General features: G+C 61.4%; 13 protein-coding genes. All 13 read right to left on the bottom strand.

What is annotated here, in order from left to right; genetic code table 11:
- The 13 genes from FIV09_RS19755 to repA all read right to left on the bottom strand — a co-directional run bounded on the left by FIV09_RS19755 (position 1) and on the right by repA (position 15657).
- Entirely contained in the window at positions 1-387 is a 387-nt protein-coding gene (locus FIV09_RS19755) for a DUF6878 family protein (protein WP_090525086.1), read from the bottom strand.
- A 120-nt stretch (positions 388-507) separates the two neighbouring features.
- On the bottom strand, positions 508-4770 hold the full coding sequence (locus FIV09_RS19750) for a strawberry notch family protein (RefSeq protein WP_152453332.1): 4263 nt from the start codon (positions 4768-4770) through the stop codon (positions 508-510).
- A gap of 107 nt (positions 4771-4877) precedes the next feature.
- Complete coding sequence (locus tag FIV09_RS19745) at positions 4878-5153, bottom strand: type II toxin-antitoxin system mRNA interferase toxin, RelE/StbE family (protein ID WP_071974127.1); 276 nt, start codon at positions 5151-5153, stop codon at positions 4878-4880.
- The gene (locus tag FIV09_RS19740; protein ID WP_044353023.1) at positions 5140-5439 is read right to left on the bottom strand and encodes a type II toxin-antitoxin system RelB/DinJ family antitoxin; all 300 of its coding nucleotides are present in this window, start codon (positions 5437-5439) and stop codon (positions 5140-5142) included. The genes FIV09_RS19745 and FIV09_RS19740 overlap by 14 nt, the downstream gene beginning before the upstream one ends.
- Positions 5440-5543: 104 nt before the next feature.
- Positions 5544-6200 carry a hypothetical protein gene (locus tag FIV09_RS19735; RefSeq protein WP_090525082.1) on the bottom strand — a complete coding sequence of 219 codons (657 nt, stop codon included), beginning with the start codon at positions 6198-6200 and terminating at the stop codon, positions 5544-5546.
- On the bottom strand, positions 6200-6793 hold the full coding sequence (locus FIV09_RS19730) for a regulator (protein ID WP_152453330.1): 594 nt from the start codon (positions 6791-6793) through the stop codon (positions 6200-6202). Before FIV09_RS19730 ends, FIV09_RS19735 begins: the two co-directional genes overlap by 1 nt.
- Before the next feature lie 73 nt (positions 6794-6866).
- Positions 6867-8849: a ParB/RepB/Spo0J family partition protein gene (locus FIV09_RS19725; protein WP_152453328.1), complete on the bottom strand. Its 1983-nt coding sequence runs from the start codon at positions 8847-8849 to the stop codon at positions 6867-6869.
- 156 nt (positions 8850-9005) lie between these two features.
- Positions 9006-9395: a DUF3768 domain-containing protein gene (locus FIV09_RS19720; protein WP_090525076.1), complete on the bottom strand. Its 390-nt coding sequence runs from the start codon at positions 9393-9395 to the stop codon at positions 9006-9008.
- A 70-nt stretch (positions 9396-9465) separates the two neighbouring features.
- A complete protein-coding gene (locus FIV09_RS19715) occupies positions 9466-10404 on the bottom strand; it encodes an ArdC family protein (protein ID WP_090525075.1) in 939 nt (312 codons plus the stop codon).
- A 39-nt stretch (positions 10405-10443) separates the two neighbouring features.
- The gene (locus tag FIV09_RS19710) at positions 10444-10914 is read right to left on the bottom strand and encodes a hypothetical protein (protein WP_172975811.1); all 471 of its coding nucleotides are present in this window, start codon (positions 10912-10914) and stop codon (positions 10444-10446) included.
- A 1211-nt stretch (positions 10915-12125) separates the two neighbouring features.
- The gene (gene repC, locus FIV09_RS19705; protein WP_089963197.1) at positions 12126-13337 is read right to left on the bottom strand and encodes a plasmid replication protein RepC; all 1212 of its coding nucleotides are present in this window, start codon (positions 13335-13337) and stop codon (positions 12126-12128) included.
- A 213-nt stretch (positions 13338-13550) separates the two neighbouring features.
- Positions 13551-14480: a plasmid partitioning protein RepB gene (gene repB / locus FIV09_RS19700; RefSeq protein ID WP_090525071.1), complete on the bottom strand. Its 930-nt coding sequence runs from the start codon at positions 14478-14480 to the stop codon at positions 13551-13553.
- On the bottom strand, positions 14464-15657 hold the full coding sequence (repA, locus tag FIV09_RS19695) for a plasmid partitioning protein RepA (RefSeq protein ID WP_090525069.1): 1194 nt from the start codon (positions 15655-15657) through the stop codon (positions 14464-14466). The genes repB and repA overlap by 17 nt, the downstream gene beginning before the upstream one ends.

Here is a 15657-nt window from a genome sequence, read left to right as displayed (position 1 = left end):
TCACAGCCCCTCGTCATAGCTGTGCGAGCATTCGACATAGCGGTCGGCATGATCCAAGGTGACACTGTCGGCGGTGATGTCCCAGGTCAGCGTGCCGTAGCCGCCCTCGTTGTTTTCGAACCCCGGGTGATGGTGATAGGCGAGCGACCAGGCGAAGTCGCCAACCTCTGTGGCAAGCGGCTCCGGCAGTTGGACCTCTGCAGGCTGCACCGTCACATCCTCGACATTGCCGGAGTCGCCATAGCCTTCGTATTCGACAGCGACCTCGCTGATGCCAAGCGCACGTAGTTGCGCGAGCAGCTCCACTCTGGATGCCTTCAAGGTGGTTTCGCGCTCTGCACGCCACTGAGCCGCCATTGCGGCATAGTCGATCTGGGGATTGGTCATGGGTCTGTCCTCTTGTCAGAAGTTGGGGGGCCGGGCCTGGCATTGGTCAGCGCGCGCCCGGAAAGCGCAGATCGGCCAAATCCCATCCACGCCGCCCGACCGGAAGCTCGCTTTGACTTTTCAGGCGGCTTGTTCTGCCACCTTGGCGACTCGCTGCCCCACGATCCGGGCCAGAATGCTTCCCGTGTCGATCCCGTCCCCATGCGGCAGGAACACACGCAACTGGAAGGCGATGATCTCGGTGAAGCAGCCGAGCGCCTTGAGGCCATCGATCATGCCCCGATCCGCACCGCCCAACTCAAGGCGCATCTCGCCTGCGACCCGGCGACGGGTCAGGGTCAGACCCCGGCCCAGATCGACAGGTGCGGTGGTGCCGAGGGCGGCGGTCAACATCTCCTGTGGCGTTTGCGGATTGGAGACGAGGAAGCGGGCGCGCAGCGAGGCCGCCCCTTCTTCGCTCAACGTGCGCCCGATCATGGCCGTCGCCCCGTCTGGCGTGACACGGTAGATCCGCTCATTGGTGGTCGGAATGTCCTTCCAGATCGGCAGCAGCAGCCCGGTCAGCAGGTAGAGCTTGGTCGTGGTGGTTTTTGGCAGGGACGCAGCCTCGGCCTCCCAAATCTGCGCAAATTCGGGCCTGTCGATCTCTTCCCAAGCCGAGGACTCAAACCGTGCCTCTTCGAGATAGCTCGACCCGTTTGGCCGCACCGCCTTGCGCATCAGCGTGACAATGTCCTCGTCATACATCTGCATGGGCCGCGCCGAGATCAGCGCCGCGCGACCGGAGGCGCGATTCACCATCGGCAGCTTGTCGGGATTGCGCGATATGGCCTCTTCGGCGACCAGGACATACACTGGGTCCGTCACCTCAAGTCCGATAATCCGCGTCACGGCGCCGGATTTCGGGCAGGTCCAGAGATCCTCGGTGGAGACCTGCTCGATCTTTTCGCCACGTAGGGTTTCCACGCCGAGATCGAGCGTGCCCGCCGCGCGCGCCCGCTCAGACTGATCGGCAATCCGGCGCATGAACTCGGCAAAGAGCGCGTTCTGCATGTGGATGGGAAGGGCAAGCACCCGGTTGAGAAACCGCTGGATCGGGGGAAGCTCTTCGAGCAGCACCCCGTCCTTGTCGATCAGCCGCAGGGCCGTCCAGTCGGTGAAGCTCTCGTAGCTCATCGCCTCGGCGCGCCCGGCGGCAAGATCGGCGAAATACCCACGCAGCGCCGCTCGCGCGATCGGGCTTTCGAGATTGTCCTCCTCGCGGAACATGCCTTGCGAGCCGGTCTCGCGCTGGCCCTTGGTCAGGGCCCCCAGCTGGTCGAGGCGTTTGGCGATCGTCGAGGTGAAACGTTTCTCGCCATGCACATCGGAGGTGCAGACCCGAAAGAACGGTGCGCTGACCTGGGCCGAGCGATGCGTGCGGCCGAGCCCCTGGATGGCTGCATCCGCGCGCCAGCCGGGCTCCAGAAGATAGTGCCGCCGCCGTTTCTGGTTCTTCGCGGTTTGCGCCGCATGGTAGGACCGGCCCGTACCGCCCGCGTCAGAAAAGATCAGGATATCCTTTTCGCCGTCCATGAAGGCTTGGGTCTCGGACGAATTGCTGCTGGCGCTGCGCTTCTCGATGAAGAGATGGCCATCCTCGGCCTTGAGTGGCCGGATGAACCGCCCCGTGACTTCTGCCACGGCCTCATCGCCAAATGCCCAGAGGATCTGATCGAGCGCCGAGGGGATCGGCGCCAGCGTCATCAATTCCATCATGGCCGCGTCACGCAAAGCGAGCGCCTCGCGCGAGACAACGAGCGCCCCGGTCTCATCCCGCAAGGGTTCCGCCACCATATTGCCGTCGATCTCCACGAGCTTTTGCGCATGGATCGGGAAGGCCTGTTCGAGGTAGCCCAGAACATAGTCGCGCGGCGTCAAGGCACCCTCGACGAGTTCATCCTCCGGGTCCATCGCCTCAAGCCGACGCTTCAGCAGGCTCTCGCCTGTCGAGACAACCTGGATGACGCAAGCATTGCCTGCCGCCAGGTCGTCCTTGATCGCACGGATGATGGTCGGGGCTTTCATGCCCATCAGGAGATGGTTGAAGAAGCGCTGCTTCGTGCTCTCGAAGCGGGACTTGGCCGAGGCGCGTGCGGCCGACGCATTAGTTTCCCCCGAGGCGTCGTTGACGCCGGTCGCAGTCAGCGCCGCTTCGAGATTGTGGTGGATCATCCGAAAAGCACCCGCGTATGCGTCGTAGATCTCGATCTGGGCCGGGGTCAGCGCGTGTTCGAGCACGTCATACTCCACCCCATCAAAACTGAGGGCACGCGCCGTGTAGAGCCCGAGCGTCTTGAGATCGCGCGCGACCACCTCCATGGCAGCCACGCCGCCGGCTTCCATCGCAGAAACGAAGCTCTCGCGGCTTGGGAAGGGGTATTCGGGGCCCTGCCCCCAGAGCCCCAGCCGCGCGGCATAGGCGAGGTTGTGGACGCTCGTCGCACCCGTGGCCGAGATGTAGAAGACGCGAGCGCGGGGTGCTGCCAGTTGCAGCCGGAGGCCAGCAAGGCCCTGCTGGGAGGGTTTGACCCCCCTGCCCTGCTCGGACCCGGCCGCGTTCTGCATGGCATGGGCCTCATCAAAGGCCAGCACGCCTTCAAAGTCTTCGCCCATCCAGGCGAGGATCTGGCTCAGTCGCGTGGTGCCGCATTTGCCCGCGGACCGCAGCGTGGCGTAGGTGACAAATAGGATGCCGTCGCCCATCGGGATGGACTGGTCCGGTTTCCATTTGGAGACCGGCTGGATGTCGGCGGGCGAGCCGCCGAGATCGGTCCAGTCGCGGATGGCGTCCTCGATGAGCGTGGCGGATTTGGAGACCCAGATCGCCTTCCTGCGCCCGGCCAGCCAGTTGACAAGGATGAGCCCCGCGCATTCGCGCCCCTTGCCGCAACCGGTGCCGTCGCCGAGGAAATAGCCAAGGCGATAGGCACGTGCATCCGGGTCATCATCGGCGCGCGTCAGCTTGGTCTGGTCGTCATCGATGGTAAACCGACCGGGCAGGTCGCGCCCATGGGCGTCATGCGCCATGATGATGGTTTCCAGCTGCGCCTCGGAGAGGTGACCCTCCTCGACCAACCGTGCGGGCAGGCGCAAGTCATCACGAACCGTATTTGAGGGCATGGGCGGGGCAACCGAGGCCATGGCGATGCTCTCGACGAGCGGGGTGGGATGTTCCTGCGCACCCGCGATCTCGATCCGTTGCGGACGGTAGCGCGCATAGATGTCCGAGATGGGCGTGTTGTCGCGCGGGATATCAAAGCTCGTGAAAGTTAGCGGGACAACGGCATTGGCCCGAGGCTTGGAGGCGGCGACAGGCGCAGCGGCGGTCTTGCGCGGAGCAGAGGATGGAACGGTCGGCCGAATGTGCGGGATCGCTGCTGCCCGTTGGGCGGGGTGCATCTCAGGCCGGGTTGCGGCCACGGCGTCGACAAAAGGAAGGGCTTCATCCAGATCGCACACAACGGCGCGGATCATCTCGCAATCCTCCTGCACCTTGTCGAAGATCATGAGCTGGGTTTCCACAGTTGTGCCGAGCTTGCGGTAGACCTGCCCCGGCATCGTCAACGCCAGTCGCGGCGTCAGGAGGCTGCAGGCGCGGGACCAATGCGCGGCATCGCGTTCGGGCGTGAACCCCGGCGGCATGATCGCCACCAGGCGCCCACCCGGCGCGAGACGCTTTGCAGCCGCGATGAGATGTTTGGCGGCGATGTGCTTGTCCCGCGACCGATCGACCGAGGCGGCGAAGGGCGGATTCATCACCACGACGTCGGGTAGAACCGGCCTCTGCAGCAGATCATCGATATGCTCGCCGTCATGGCCTGTGACCTCGCCGCCGAAAACCGCGCGCAGGAGGCGCTGGCGAAAGGGGTCGATCTCGTTGAGCAGAAGCGTGGCACCGGCCCGGGCGGCGAAAGCAGCCAGGGCACCGGTGCCAGCCGAGGGCTCCAGCAAAGTCTCGCCCTTGCGAACGGCTGCCGCCCGCACGACCATTGCCGCGAAAGACAACGGCGTGGAAAACTGCTGCAGCCGGATCTGCTGCTCTGACCGGCGGGTTTCCGTCAGCAGCCGCGAGGCAAGCAGCTTTGCAGCGGCGATGTCACCTGCCACGCCGTTCCCACGCAGCAGCACCTGGACAGCCGCGGCCTGCATCAGGTCATATGCCATGCGCCAGTCCCAGGCACCGCCGGCATTGCTGCCAAGAAACGTCTCGCGCATGACGCGCGCGAGCGCTGAGCTGCGCAGGGGTTGGTGGTCGATCTCTGTGCCGATAAGCGCTAGCGCAGAGGCGAGATCGGCTTCGGAGATTGCGAGAGCCGGGTTGGCCGTTCTGGGTTTGGACATGGGGATTTTCCTTTGGATCAGGGTCTGAGTTCCAAAGGACAAAAAGCCCGCTCTACACTTTGAAGGCGTAGAGCGGGCAATTTCTTAGCGGGGGGCCTGCACCCCGATCATGGCCACTGCTGCGCAGCATGAAGAACGCGCAAAATGGTCACCATCTCAGGGCTTTCAGCATAAACCACGATGTAGTTCGGCCGAACAACCATCTCCCTAGTCCCGTCCACACGGCCCGCGCGGTACATCTGAGGGCGTTCTGGAAGGAGGGACGTCTTGTGTTCAATCTCGTCTTTGAGAACTTGGGCGGCATCCGGGTTGTCGTCAGAGATGTAGTCAATGATTGCCAGCAAGTCGGCTATGGCCGTGGCTTTCCATTCAAGATTTGGCAAGGCGCTTCCCGTCAATCAATGCCTGGGCGTCTTGCATCGCCTTGGCATGGGGCGTTGTGGGCCTTGGATCGTCCAGCGCTTCCTGTACCTTCGCCCTGAACCAGGCGTCATAGGCATCCGGATCAGCGGTCAATCCGGCAGGCAAGCCGCCTTCTGCGGCCACGCGGGTCAGAAGAATACGCACCGCGTCGGAGAGCGTCAGACCGACGCCCGCAAGTGCGTCCGAAGCCTGTGCTTTCAGCTGATCGTCAACACGGACATGAAGCATGGATGTTTGGGCAGGCATGGATGGTCCTCCAGTTGATGGAAGTGTTGTATCTCATTTGAGATACGAATTCAAGTCGGCAGTATGTGCGCGCGTGGTCCCGTGGTGTTGTCTCAGCGGGAAACTCAGCCACCCTGCCCCGCCAGGAACTCCGCCAGCACAGGACTGGCCTCGCCTTTTGCGGAGCTGAGCAGCTCCGAGCCCGCAAGCGAGGCCTTCGACAGGCGTACGAGCCCACCGGTTTCCTCGATGCGGTAGCAGCGGCGTTTTTGCCGCCCCCGCTTGTAGTACGTCGCGGTGACGATCTGGCATGTACTGCCATCGGTGAGCGTCACGGGCGTGGCGAGCCTGATCTTGTCGCCTTCCTCGTAGTCCGGGATCGCAGCCCAATTCCGGCAGCGCTGACGCCAGTCCTGGGCGTAGCTGTCCGGGTCTTTCAGGTCGGAGAGAAGCTCGATCAGCCCAAGCGGAGCACGAGATTCGTTCGGGCCAGCACTTTCCTCCATGTCCTTGTAGCCCCAGCAGCCGTCATCGTATCGGGTGAGGAAGACAGCCCCGAAAGTGATGGAGCCATCCGCATCGGTGACATAGGTCGTGTCTTCGACAGGGGTGCCGTCGAGATTGGTGACCTTTGCCGCCGCATACCAGGTTGAGCCGACCTTGCAGGCCTTGACCAGTTCAGTTTTGCGCGTGTCGCCATGAGAGGTGCAGAGCCTGGCGATTTCCGCTTTCTCATCCGCGTAGGTCTGAACGCGGCGATCGGTGTAGAAAAGCCAACCCATCACGCCACCCTCCGGTCATCGAGTTCCATTAGGGCATCGAGCGGCACGCGGTAGGGCTGCATGGCGTCGAAATCCTCGCAATTGCCGCAGTTCTGCACGATCGCGAAGGTGTCGCAGGCATCCTTGAGGATAACCCGGAAGGTGCCGCCGAGGCCCGAGGGCACTTCGTAGGTTCCGCCGATGAGATAATCCGAGGCCCGGCGCACGAAGACGCGGATGCTGTGGCCATCGGTGACGAGCCGGATGGCCCCTCGCCCCCGGTCGATGAGCACCTGCACGTCATCCAGGATGTCGGTGTAGAACTGGCCGGTCAGATCACGAAACGCCATGCGGCGCTGCGCCATCCAGTCGGTGTCCCGAAACGGGTTCATGCCGTCGGCGAAGGCGAAGGAAGGATCGGCCTGCTCGGTGGTAACGATACGGGTGGTCGTGCCATCGATGCCGTTCGAGCGCAGATGCACACCATTGCCGACGATGAGGATCAGGGCGGGCCTGTCCACGGGCCCGTTCCAGTTGGGCAGGAAGGTCTTGCAGGCGCGCGCATGCGCGATTTGCGCCGCAACAGCGGAGGCAGAGAACTTGAGAATAGCCATGGGGATGTCTTTCCGTTGGGTGTGGGAGGGGTCGACCCGCGCGGGGAATGCCTCGCGCGGGTCGCGTGAGGACTCAGGCCGCTTGCGCGACCTCGCTGTCAGGCTCCGGAGATTCCTCGATGGGCTCCGCCTCATCACAGGCGACACCGGCCGTCTGCATCATCGGCGGGCACCAGGCGACCACGGCAGCGCGCTGCGCGTCCGTGAGCGTGGCGAAGGGCTCGGCGAAGAGCTTGTCGCAGAAGGCGACGATCTCTTTCTTGCTCGACGAGGCCAGCGTCACCGCCTCCTGGGCCAATCCCAGATCCTCGCCGAGGATCTTCAGGAGCCAAGCCTTCTTGAAGCGGTTGAAGAGCGCCGCATTCGGCGTCCAGTGGGCGCGGATGTCGGGCATGATCTCGATCTCGAACGCATGCATCAGGCTGTCGCGCTGGCGGTCCCGCGCGAAGCAGGACTGCGTGGTGCTGGCCGTGGCATAGGCCACGAGCTTGGCCTTCTCGCCGGCCTCCAGCGCGCGAAACGCCGCGAACTGATCGGCGGGCGCGCGGGTGTCATCGAGCCAGGAGAGATCAAGCGCATCATGCGCCGCCGCCACCTGCTCGAGCGAGGTCTCGTCGATCTCGTCCATCTTGGCATGGCTGCGGTATTCCTTGCGGGCATCGATCTTGATCGCCTGCGTCACGGCCATGCCGCTGGCCAGAACGTCGCTCACCAGCTTGAAGAGCGTCAGATCGAGCGTGGCTTCCGGATGCAGCGCCATCGCGGCCCCCAATGCCATGGCCCGCTCGGTCTTGAGATCGTCGGCCAGCGAGGCCGGGTAGGTGATTTCGCCGGCGTCGGGGGCTTCCTCCCCGGTCGTGTTGGCTGAGGCGGCGCGCGCGCCCTCTTCTTTCACGATGTCCTCCGGGCGCAAGAGGCCCACATGGAGCGTCACCTGCCCGCCCGACCAGGACGCGATCACGCCTGCACGGGCGAGATCCTCGGCGCTATAGGCCTCCTGCAGGTCGCGGGCTTCCTCTTCCAGAGCGTCGACGCGGTCGTAAAGGGCGTTGTAGGCACCGTCGTCGAGCCCCTCATCTTCCATCTCGAGTTGCAGTTGCTCAAGCTCGGCGGTGATCTCATCGATGCGCTTCTGGGCAGCCTCATCCGGCTCGATCGGGCCGGGATAGACCCGGCCATAGTCCGCCATGGTCGCGTAATCGTAGCGGACCATCGCATCCGCCCAGGCAAAGCCCAGTTTCGCGCGAGCCTCCTCGGCGGCGACCCCGAGCTTCTCGAGCAGGATGGTCTCGACCAGCGCCGCATCCTCGAGCACGGAATGCTCTTCCAGAAGGTCAGCCGCGACGGCACCGCCACGCGCCTCGTAGTCCGCGCGCACGAAGGCTCCGATATCGTCGCTGACCTGCACGCCGCGGGATTTGAGCGCTTGCCGGACGGTATAGGCCTGCAGATAGCTGTCTTCCTTGGTGAGCGCCTCGTAGACCTCGCGCTGAACCTCCTGGCTCGGGTGCTCGGCAAAGGCCTTCATCGTGTCGAGCGTGATCGTCTTCGCCCGAGCGGCGGCGCGGATATCGGGGTGGATCAGCCCGTAGCGCAACCGGCCTTTCACGGCGGCAACGGTCGTGCTGAAAGTCTTTGCGATGGTCTCAGGCGTCTGACCGTCGACCTCCATCATCCGCGCGAAGGCCTCGAACTCGTCAATCGCATTCATGGGGGCCTGCGTGATGTTCTCGGCGAGCGACAGCGCCGTGGTGACGTCGCAATCGTCCGGCACGAGGCGGCAGTCGATCTTGGTTTTCGCGGTGAACCCCTTCGCGACCTTGTCGGCGACCAGCTCCTTCAGCGCGGCATGGCGCCGGCCACCAGCGAGGACGGCGTATTTGCCGTCAAGCTTCTGGACCAGGAGCGGCTGGAGCAGGCCCAGAACGGCGATGCTGGCTTTGAGATGCGCGATGTTCTCGGGGTCATAGGTTTCCGGGGAGTTGCTGCGCACGTTGGCGGGATGGGCGGTCAGATCGCCGATAGCGACGGAGACGGGTTTGAAACTTGCGGTCATAGGATGTCCTTTTCGATGGGTATGGTGCGGCCCGCGCTCGCGCGCGACCAATCCCCGGCTTCGGGGATCAAAACGACAGAAGGCCCGCTTTGCCTTTTGAGGGGCAGCGGGCCTTCATCGTCTGAGATGTCAGGGGGGGGGGCGTCCCCTGCCCCTTTACCAGTCGCGCGCCAGCATGATGGTCAGCACGCGCATGGTGGTGGCGGGGTTGTCCGGGGTCTCGGCCCCGTAGCGGAAATCCGAGCCTGCTTCATACAGATCCAGTTTCCAGAACACGGTCTCGCCCCGGATCTCGACCGCCCCGAAATCGTGCCAGCCTTCCGGGTCATTCTCAGGCTCGAACGTGGCAAACTCACCGGTTGCCTTCACCGCCTCGGCCATGAAGCCGTCACCGGCCTCCATGAGCGAGCGAGTCACATGCATGCGGCCTTGTATGGGCGCCTCTGGCGCTATCCCGAGGCAGGCGAGCTTGCGGAAGGCATCGTTCTGATCGGCGATTACGGCGGGGTCTGGGCGGTCTGTCAGAGGGTGTGCTACGGAGGTCATGGGTCTGTCCTTTGAGAAGTTTGAAATACCCTTCCCAAAGCCTGCTTTCCCTTTGCCGAGACACATTCCCTCAAGCGGCCTGGTCGACCTCCCCTGCCCTGCCCGCCTCCGATCTGGCGATCAGATAATCACAGGCGCGCTGCGCATCGGCGGCGTGCCGGAAGATCGCGCCCTTGTCGGAGCGCAGGACACGCAACCAGTTGTGGAGGTAGGCGGCATTCATCTCGAGCGTATGCGCCGTGAAGCCGAGCGTCTGCCCCAGAAACACCGAGGTCAGTTCCGCGACGATCTCCTCGCGCGCATAGGACGTGTTGCCAAACTTCGAGAACCCGAAATCACGGTTCAATCGATGGGGGGCTTTCGTCGCATGGGCCAACTCATGCGCCCAGACCCCGTAGAAATTGCGCGGGTCCTGGAACCGCGTGATGGATGGCATGTAAACCTTGTCCACGGGGGGCAGATAGTACGCTTCCGTTCCCGTGAAGACGGTTGTGATGTCGATGGCATCGAAAAACGCCTGCATGTGCGGGATGGGCTCGGACGGCGGATGCTCGGGCTCGGGCTCCGGATCGGGGAAGAAGCTGTCGGGCAAGCCCTCGATCTGGCAGGCATTGAATACGCGGTAGGATTTCTGGAAGCGGTAGATGCCGGCCTCCTCGGACCGATCATCGCTCTCCTCCTGATCATCCTCGCCGCCGGCGTCTTTCCGGCTTTGGCCGTAGTAGACAACGACAGAGGACTTCTCGCCTTTGCGCACCTTCGCGTCCAAGGCATTGGCCTGAGGCAGCGTCATCCAGAAGGGCGAGCTATGGCCCGCCATCACGGTGCGCATGGTCAGCATGAAGTTGTTGACCCCCTGGTACGGCTCTCCTCCAACGCGCAGAGGACGCGAGCTGCCACCTGCGGTCCATGGCTTGCGCCACGGCAGTACACCGCGCTCGATGATGCGAATGATTTCGCTTGTGATGACCTCGGAGGCATCGAATTTGGGCGTGCGGGATCGGGCCATGGCTGGCGTCCTTTCGTGTGTTGGTGAGAAGTTTGGGGATCAGGTTGACCGACAGGGCCGCGGATCGTTGGTGATGCTCGCGCCGAGCTTTTCGACCATGTCGATGTAGGTGGTCAGCGAGACAGACTGGCCGGCACTTGAATGGTCAGCGTCGACCGATCCGCCTCGCGCCACCCGCGGCACGTTCGCGAAGGCGATGACGTCACTGATGGGTCGGATATCGATGAACGGCGTCCCTCGCGCGACCGTAAGCGCGGCCAAGGGAAAGCGCTCGATCGGCGCGAAACTCGACACGGTGGTCCAACCGAGATGGAGGAATGTCCCACCCTCGCCGCAGATCACACGCGCGTTTGGCAATGACGCCGCCTGCTTCAGATAGCCGAGATCACGCAGGACGGTCTGGCGTTCGAGCCGCTGTGCCAGCGCCGTCTGGCCAGTTCGGCGCAGCTCTCTATGTCGCCACCAGGAGGCGGCGGTTGCGCGGAGCACGCGCAAGACACCTGTTTGCATGGGAATGCCCTTCATCCGGAACGGCAGACCGGAACCCGGCCCGGACCCATCTGAGGGACCCCAAAGGCCCTCATCCGTCAGTCACAAAACCCGAAGAACACTTTCACTTTTCGTGGACCAAACCCATGAAACACCCAATCGCCACCGAACTGTACTGGTACGACGGGATCAGAACTTCCACAGGGCCCATCGGCTAGACCTGTGGCGGCTCCTTCTTCACGAGATAGCCCAAACCGTTCAATCGGCCCGCAACTGCCAACTTCTTCATAAAGCGTGCTGATGCTTTGGCTTCCCGCCGATGTAGCGGATCGGCACCCTGGAAAGGGAAACCATGTCGATGATGGCTGTTATGGGCATAATTTCTCATCGCGAACACTAAAACACAATAACCCATTGTTATTAAATCGCTTTCATCCACCGGGTGGATCAGATCATTCCGCAGCCAACATCAAAGCACTCTTTTGAAGAGTTCGGGTGTCATGAAATCAAGAGATCAAGTTGCACCCGCTGTTCTTCGATGTCGTCGCCGTCCACTACGACCAAATCAGTGGAACGCGGGACCGCTGGCAACCAGCTGCTGCGCTTGAGGAACCGATTGCCTCGCTGGCCATGTCGCCATTATCGAAGTGACTGAGAAGTTACCGGCTCCCCGCGCGCGGGAATTCGAGGATCGAGCCCTTGGTCAAACGGTTTTGGCAACCATCGATCGTCTGCTCCTTGTGCGCTACGGCCCGTAGCCACGATATCATGCAACAGACATCCACAACCTACCTCTCAGGCATTAGCACCGATGAAGGCCAAGGGAATATCCGAGGCCAGGACCCAAATCGCCGTCAGCAGGCGCCGGATAGCGTTGAGCCAATTGTTGAGGGTATTCATCATCAGATCTCAGACATCGAAAAGGGCAGGGGCCGCGGAGGCGCGCAACTGCTAGGTTGGCTACAGCGCAACGCTCTGTATGTTCTTCGCTAGCCGCCTTTGCGCTACTAGCAGCGATGGTCACCAGCTGAGGTTTTACCATGATGATCGGGATGCCCTCGTCATCAGATCTTCGCCGCGACGAAGACGAAAGCCACTTTCACGATCTCAAATACCGCCACACCTCAACCCCCTAACTTTTCTCTATCGAACACCGTTTGTGTGCCGAGAGCCTACTTAACAGCTGTTAAGTTATGCCATGCCAGCCGCACGAGATCGGAGTTTAACAGCTGTTAAGCCGCGTTCCGCCGGCCAATCAATGCCATGACCATTGGGCCACAGGAAAACTCGCCTGCCGCAGCTTTGGCAGTCAGAGCTCGCAAGTATCCACCAGGCGATCTTATGTCGGCGAAGCGTTCCAGCATGGCAGCAACGACGATCGACGCTTGCTCCGGACCCATGAAACGCTGTGCTTCTTCCCATGCAGACGCACTGATGCCCATGGCTGGCCGCACATGGCACGCCGCATCGAAAAGCTGATGCCAATGCCGGATCTCACCTTGGTAGAAGGTCTTGAGCGAGGGACATGCCGCGATCACTAGGTGCAGCGGGATCTTTGGCAGGTGTCTTGTGTCCTGTTCATCAACGTCAGCCACCGGCTCATTCGTATCCACATCTGGCACACCCGCCGCCGCCCCGCTTTTTTCTAAAGCAGGTTCAAGATCTATAGATTCTTTATTTGAATTATGATGGTGACGCTCAGATTGGGCATCATTGGTGTTCATTTCTTCTGTTTCAGGGCCATCAATGATGTTGCGTGCCTGGTCAAGGAGAGCTTCAAGGTCGGCTCGATAGGCCGCGAGGTCCTCAACTGAAAGCTTGCGGCGAAGCGCGCGGGCTGTGAGGGCAGCCCTGTCGCGAAGCTGATCCCAGAAGCCTAGGCCTGGCTGCATCTCGTCTCCGAACTCGGCGAGGGCCGCGAGATCGCGGCGCATGAGGCTTACGACCTCTCTCAGGCGCCTGACGCGCTCCTCAGCCTCACGTACGGCCTCTGCGGCCCGTGCTATCTCCTCGGACTGACAGTAGAGCGGGGAAAGATCGAAGCCAAAGGCAACGCGGTCTTCGCCGTGCTTACGGACGTAGCGCTTCCCATTGGGGCTATCGCGCCGCTGGAGCAAGCCAGCCTCGACAAGACGCGCGAGGTGACGACGCATCGTGGAGCAGGGCATACCATTCAGGCGCTCACAGATCGCCTTGTTCGAGGGGAAGACGACCATCTCGGCGTTCCCGCCAAGCGCATCGTCCGGAAAGAAGCTGAGGAGCCCCTGCAAAACCGTCAGATCACGTTCCGAGACCCCAAAGGCCGCTTGCGCCTTGGAGAGCTCGCGCAGGAGTTCCCACTTGTTAACGGGTCTGGCTGGAACAGATGCCTCGGGTCGCTCAATGACGCGCAAATGGGCGTGCGAAATCGGCCGCATAAACGGCGAGATTGGTGTGTACTCCATGAAAATGTCCACGAAGACAAAAATTCTAGGGCCCGCGAATCGCTTTGCGCTTGCGGGGTAGGGGCCAGAACGCTACATTCAGAAGTGCGAAAACTGAGATTTTGTAGCGGGCTGATCCCGGTGCGAAACCTTACAAAGGTCTCGTGAAGCTAGCTTCTCGGGGCCTTTTTCTTTTTGCCTGTATCGTGCCTCCTTCTTGTTGGTTGCTCTTCCTCAGTCTCCTGAACGCTTCCAGCGCTCATGAAGCTCGGTAATCAGCTTTGGGGCGTTGCCCTCCAACCAGCTGATAAAATCAGGTTCATCCGTAGTTAGATCAAGTTTGAGCTGCTTGCCTTGGCGGCTAGTCTTGACCGTCGCAGCTCCAACACCGGGGATCGCCAAAGCAGGCACACCCTTTCTAGACGGGCTTGCTTTCTTCTCTGCGCTCTTCGCAGCTGCCAGAACTGCGAGAAACGCACGCTCAGAAACCTCATCGGCCGAGCCGGAACTTCCGGACTTGGCTGCATGAGCTATGGCTAGCAGTTGGTCCCGATCACCGTCGTAGGCACCCAAAGCCTTTTTGAGCTCTTCCCATCTCGGGCGACCAATCCCAGGAGCTGCACCAATTGCCTGGATGAGATCCTCGCCGACCGTCCGAACGACACTCAAGAGCTGTGAAACCCCAGCTTCGTGGAGGTTAAGGACTTCGGCGACACCACGATTGGTGCGCTCAGCCCCTTCCAAATGGTCGCCGTCTAGAAGCGCCGTCGCTACAAGCGCACGTTCAATAAAGCTCAGATCACGACGCTCTTGGTTCTCGAGAAGCTGATCTCGAAGCGCTTGATCACCTTCAACCTCTGTGACGATGGCTCGAACTTTGATACCGAGTTCGCGACATGCTTCCAAGCGTCTGCGGCCATAGATCAGGTTGTAGCGATCGCCTTCCAGTGGGCGGACCAAGACAGGCACACGCTGACCGTTCTTGGAAATAGAGTTCTTCAGGCCCTCAACTTCAATCTGAAGCCTGTCATCCAACCGTCCTTCGGTAACAATCTGCACCGGATCGATCTCAAAAACACCGCCACGCAGTCGGCGCCCTTCAAGAGCGTCAGGAGCGTTGCGAAGGGTCTGCAGCGGCAGGCCAAGTTTAGGCTTTCTTGCCATTCCGCCCCCATGTGTTCTGGATGATTTCAGCGATCTCATCGTTCACTGCGTTCATAGATTCGATCGCACGATCAAACGTCTGACGCGTGAAGTCCTTCTTGTCAGCTTCGTAGAGCGTTTGCTTGGTCAAGCCGGCATCAGAAATTGCGGTCGACTCAACCATGTGATTGGTCAGGACCGACCTCCCAAAGAGCCCGCGAATGAAGGCGATGACTTCGGTCTGTGGCGCGTCGCCGACTTTGTATCGCGTTGGCAAGAAGCGAAGCCAATCGAAGCGCAGATTTGCGCCTGCATCCCTGATTACTCCAAGGAGATCCGCAGTCATTCGCAGGAATTGGGACATCGACATAAGGTCAAGCATCTGCGGGTGAACCGTCACGAGCACACCCGAGGACGCGGAAAGTGCTGACATTGTCAAGAAACCAAGTTGCGGCGGACAGTCGATCACAACAACGTCGTAGTTCGCTTCAACACTATCGAGTGCGTCATGAACTCTCGCGAAGAACGCCTTCGCTCCGCCTCGCTGGATCGCAGCAGGCGTCTCGTGCTCGAACTCCATGAGTTCAAGGTTGCCCGGGATAAGATCAAGGCCGCGGATGTAGGTCTTGCGGATCACTTCGGCGATCGGAACCGGATCGTCATAGCGAACGGCATCATAGAGGGTTCCGCCCTCCATGAGGTCGAGTTCTGGCTGGATTCCGTGAAGAGCCGAAAGAGATGCTTGGGGGTCGAGATCGATCGCAAGAACCCTGTACCCCTTGAGCGCCAAGCGCTGAGCGAGGTGAGCAGACGTCGTCGTTTTGCCGGACCCGCCCTTGAAGTTCACCACTGAAATGACTTGAAGCTCGTCACCGTCGCGACGTCCAGGCACGTAAGTTCCAGACTTTTTTGCGTTTCCTTCAAGCGTCTGTCGGATTTCCCAGATATCGTCGAGCGTATAGCGGCGATGACTTCCAGCCGTCGTCTCGACGTCAACGATCTTTCCTTCTCGATGAAGCTTCCGAAGATAGGTATGGTCGACGCCAAGGAGCTCAGCAGCTTCGCCGCTGGTCAAAGTGCGCATCTCCTTCTTTGCATCTGGTGGGAAGTGTGCAGCGCGCTGAGCATGCAGGTTCGACGCGAGAAGTTCCGCGTAGTGCCCGATGGCGATATCTAGATCCTGTTCTGCTTCGCTCAT

This window comes from Roseivivax sp. THAF197b (assembly GCF_009363255.1).
In the GTDB taxonomy this organism is placed as follows: Bacteria; Pseudomonadota; Alphaproteobacteria; order Rhodobacterales; family Rhodobacteraceae; genus Roseivivax.
The sequence above is the reverse complement of the archived record's forward strand: the minus strand, read 5'-3'. Positions and strand labels throughout refer to the sequence as shown.

Excerpts from the sequence above, each read along its gene's own strand:
- FIV09_RS19755 (WP_090525086.1), bottom strand. The coding sequence starts at position 387 with ATGACCAATCCCCAGATCGACTATGCCGCAATGGCGGCTCAGTGGCGT.
- FIV09_RS19750 (WP_152453332.1), bottom strand. The coding sequence starts at position 4,770 with ATGTCCAAACCCAGAACGGCCAACCCGGCTCTCGCAATCTCCGAAGCC.
- FIV09_RS19740 (WP_044353023.1), bottom strand. The coding sequence starts at position 5,439 with ATGCCTGCCCAAACATCCATGCTTCATGTCCGTGTTGACGATCAGCTG.
- FIV09_RS19735 (WP_090525082.1), bottom strand. The coding sequence starts at position 6,200 with ATGGGTTGGCTTTTCTACACCGATCGCCGCGTTCAGACCTACGCGGAT.
- FIV09_RS19730 (WP_152453330.1), bottom strand. The coding sequence starts at position 6,793 with ATGGCTATTCTCAAGTTCTCTGCCTCCGCTGTTGCGGCGCAAATCGCG.
- FIV09_RS19725 (WP_152453328.1), bottom strand. The coding sequence starts at position 8,849 with ATGACCGCAAGTTTCAAACCCGTCTCCGTCGCTATCGGCGATCTGACC.
- FIV09_RS19720 (WP_090525076.1), bottom strand. The coding sequence starts at position 9,395 with ATGACCTCCGTAGCACACCCTCTGACAGACCGCCCAGACCCCGCCGTA.
- FIV09_RS19715 (WP_090525075.1), bottom strand. The coding sequence starts at position 10,404 with ATGGCCCGATCCCGCACGCCCAAATTCGATGCCTCCGAGGTCATCACA.
- FIV09_RS19710 (WP_172975811.1), bottom strand. The coding sequence starts at position 10,914 with ATGCAAACAGGTGTCTTGCGCGTGCTCCGCGCAACCGCCGCCTCCTGG.
- repC (WP_089963197.1), bottom strand. The coding sequence starts at position 13,337 with ATGGAGTACACACCAATCTCGCCGTTTATGCGGCCGATTTCGCACGCC.
- repB (WP_090525071.1), bottom strand. The coding sequence starts at position 14,480 with ATGGCAAGAAAGCCTAAACTTGGCCTGCCGCTGCAGACCCTTCGCAAC.
- repA (WP_090525069.1), bottom strand. The coding sequence starts at position 15,657 with ATGAGCGAAGCAGAACAGGATCTAGATATCGCCATCGGGCACTACGCG.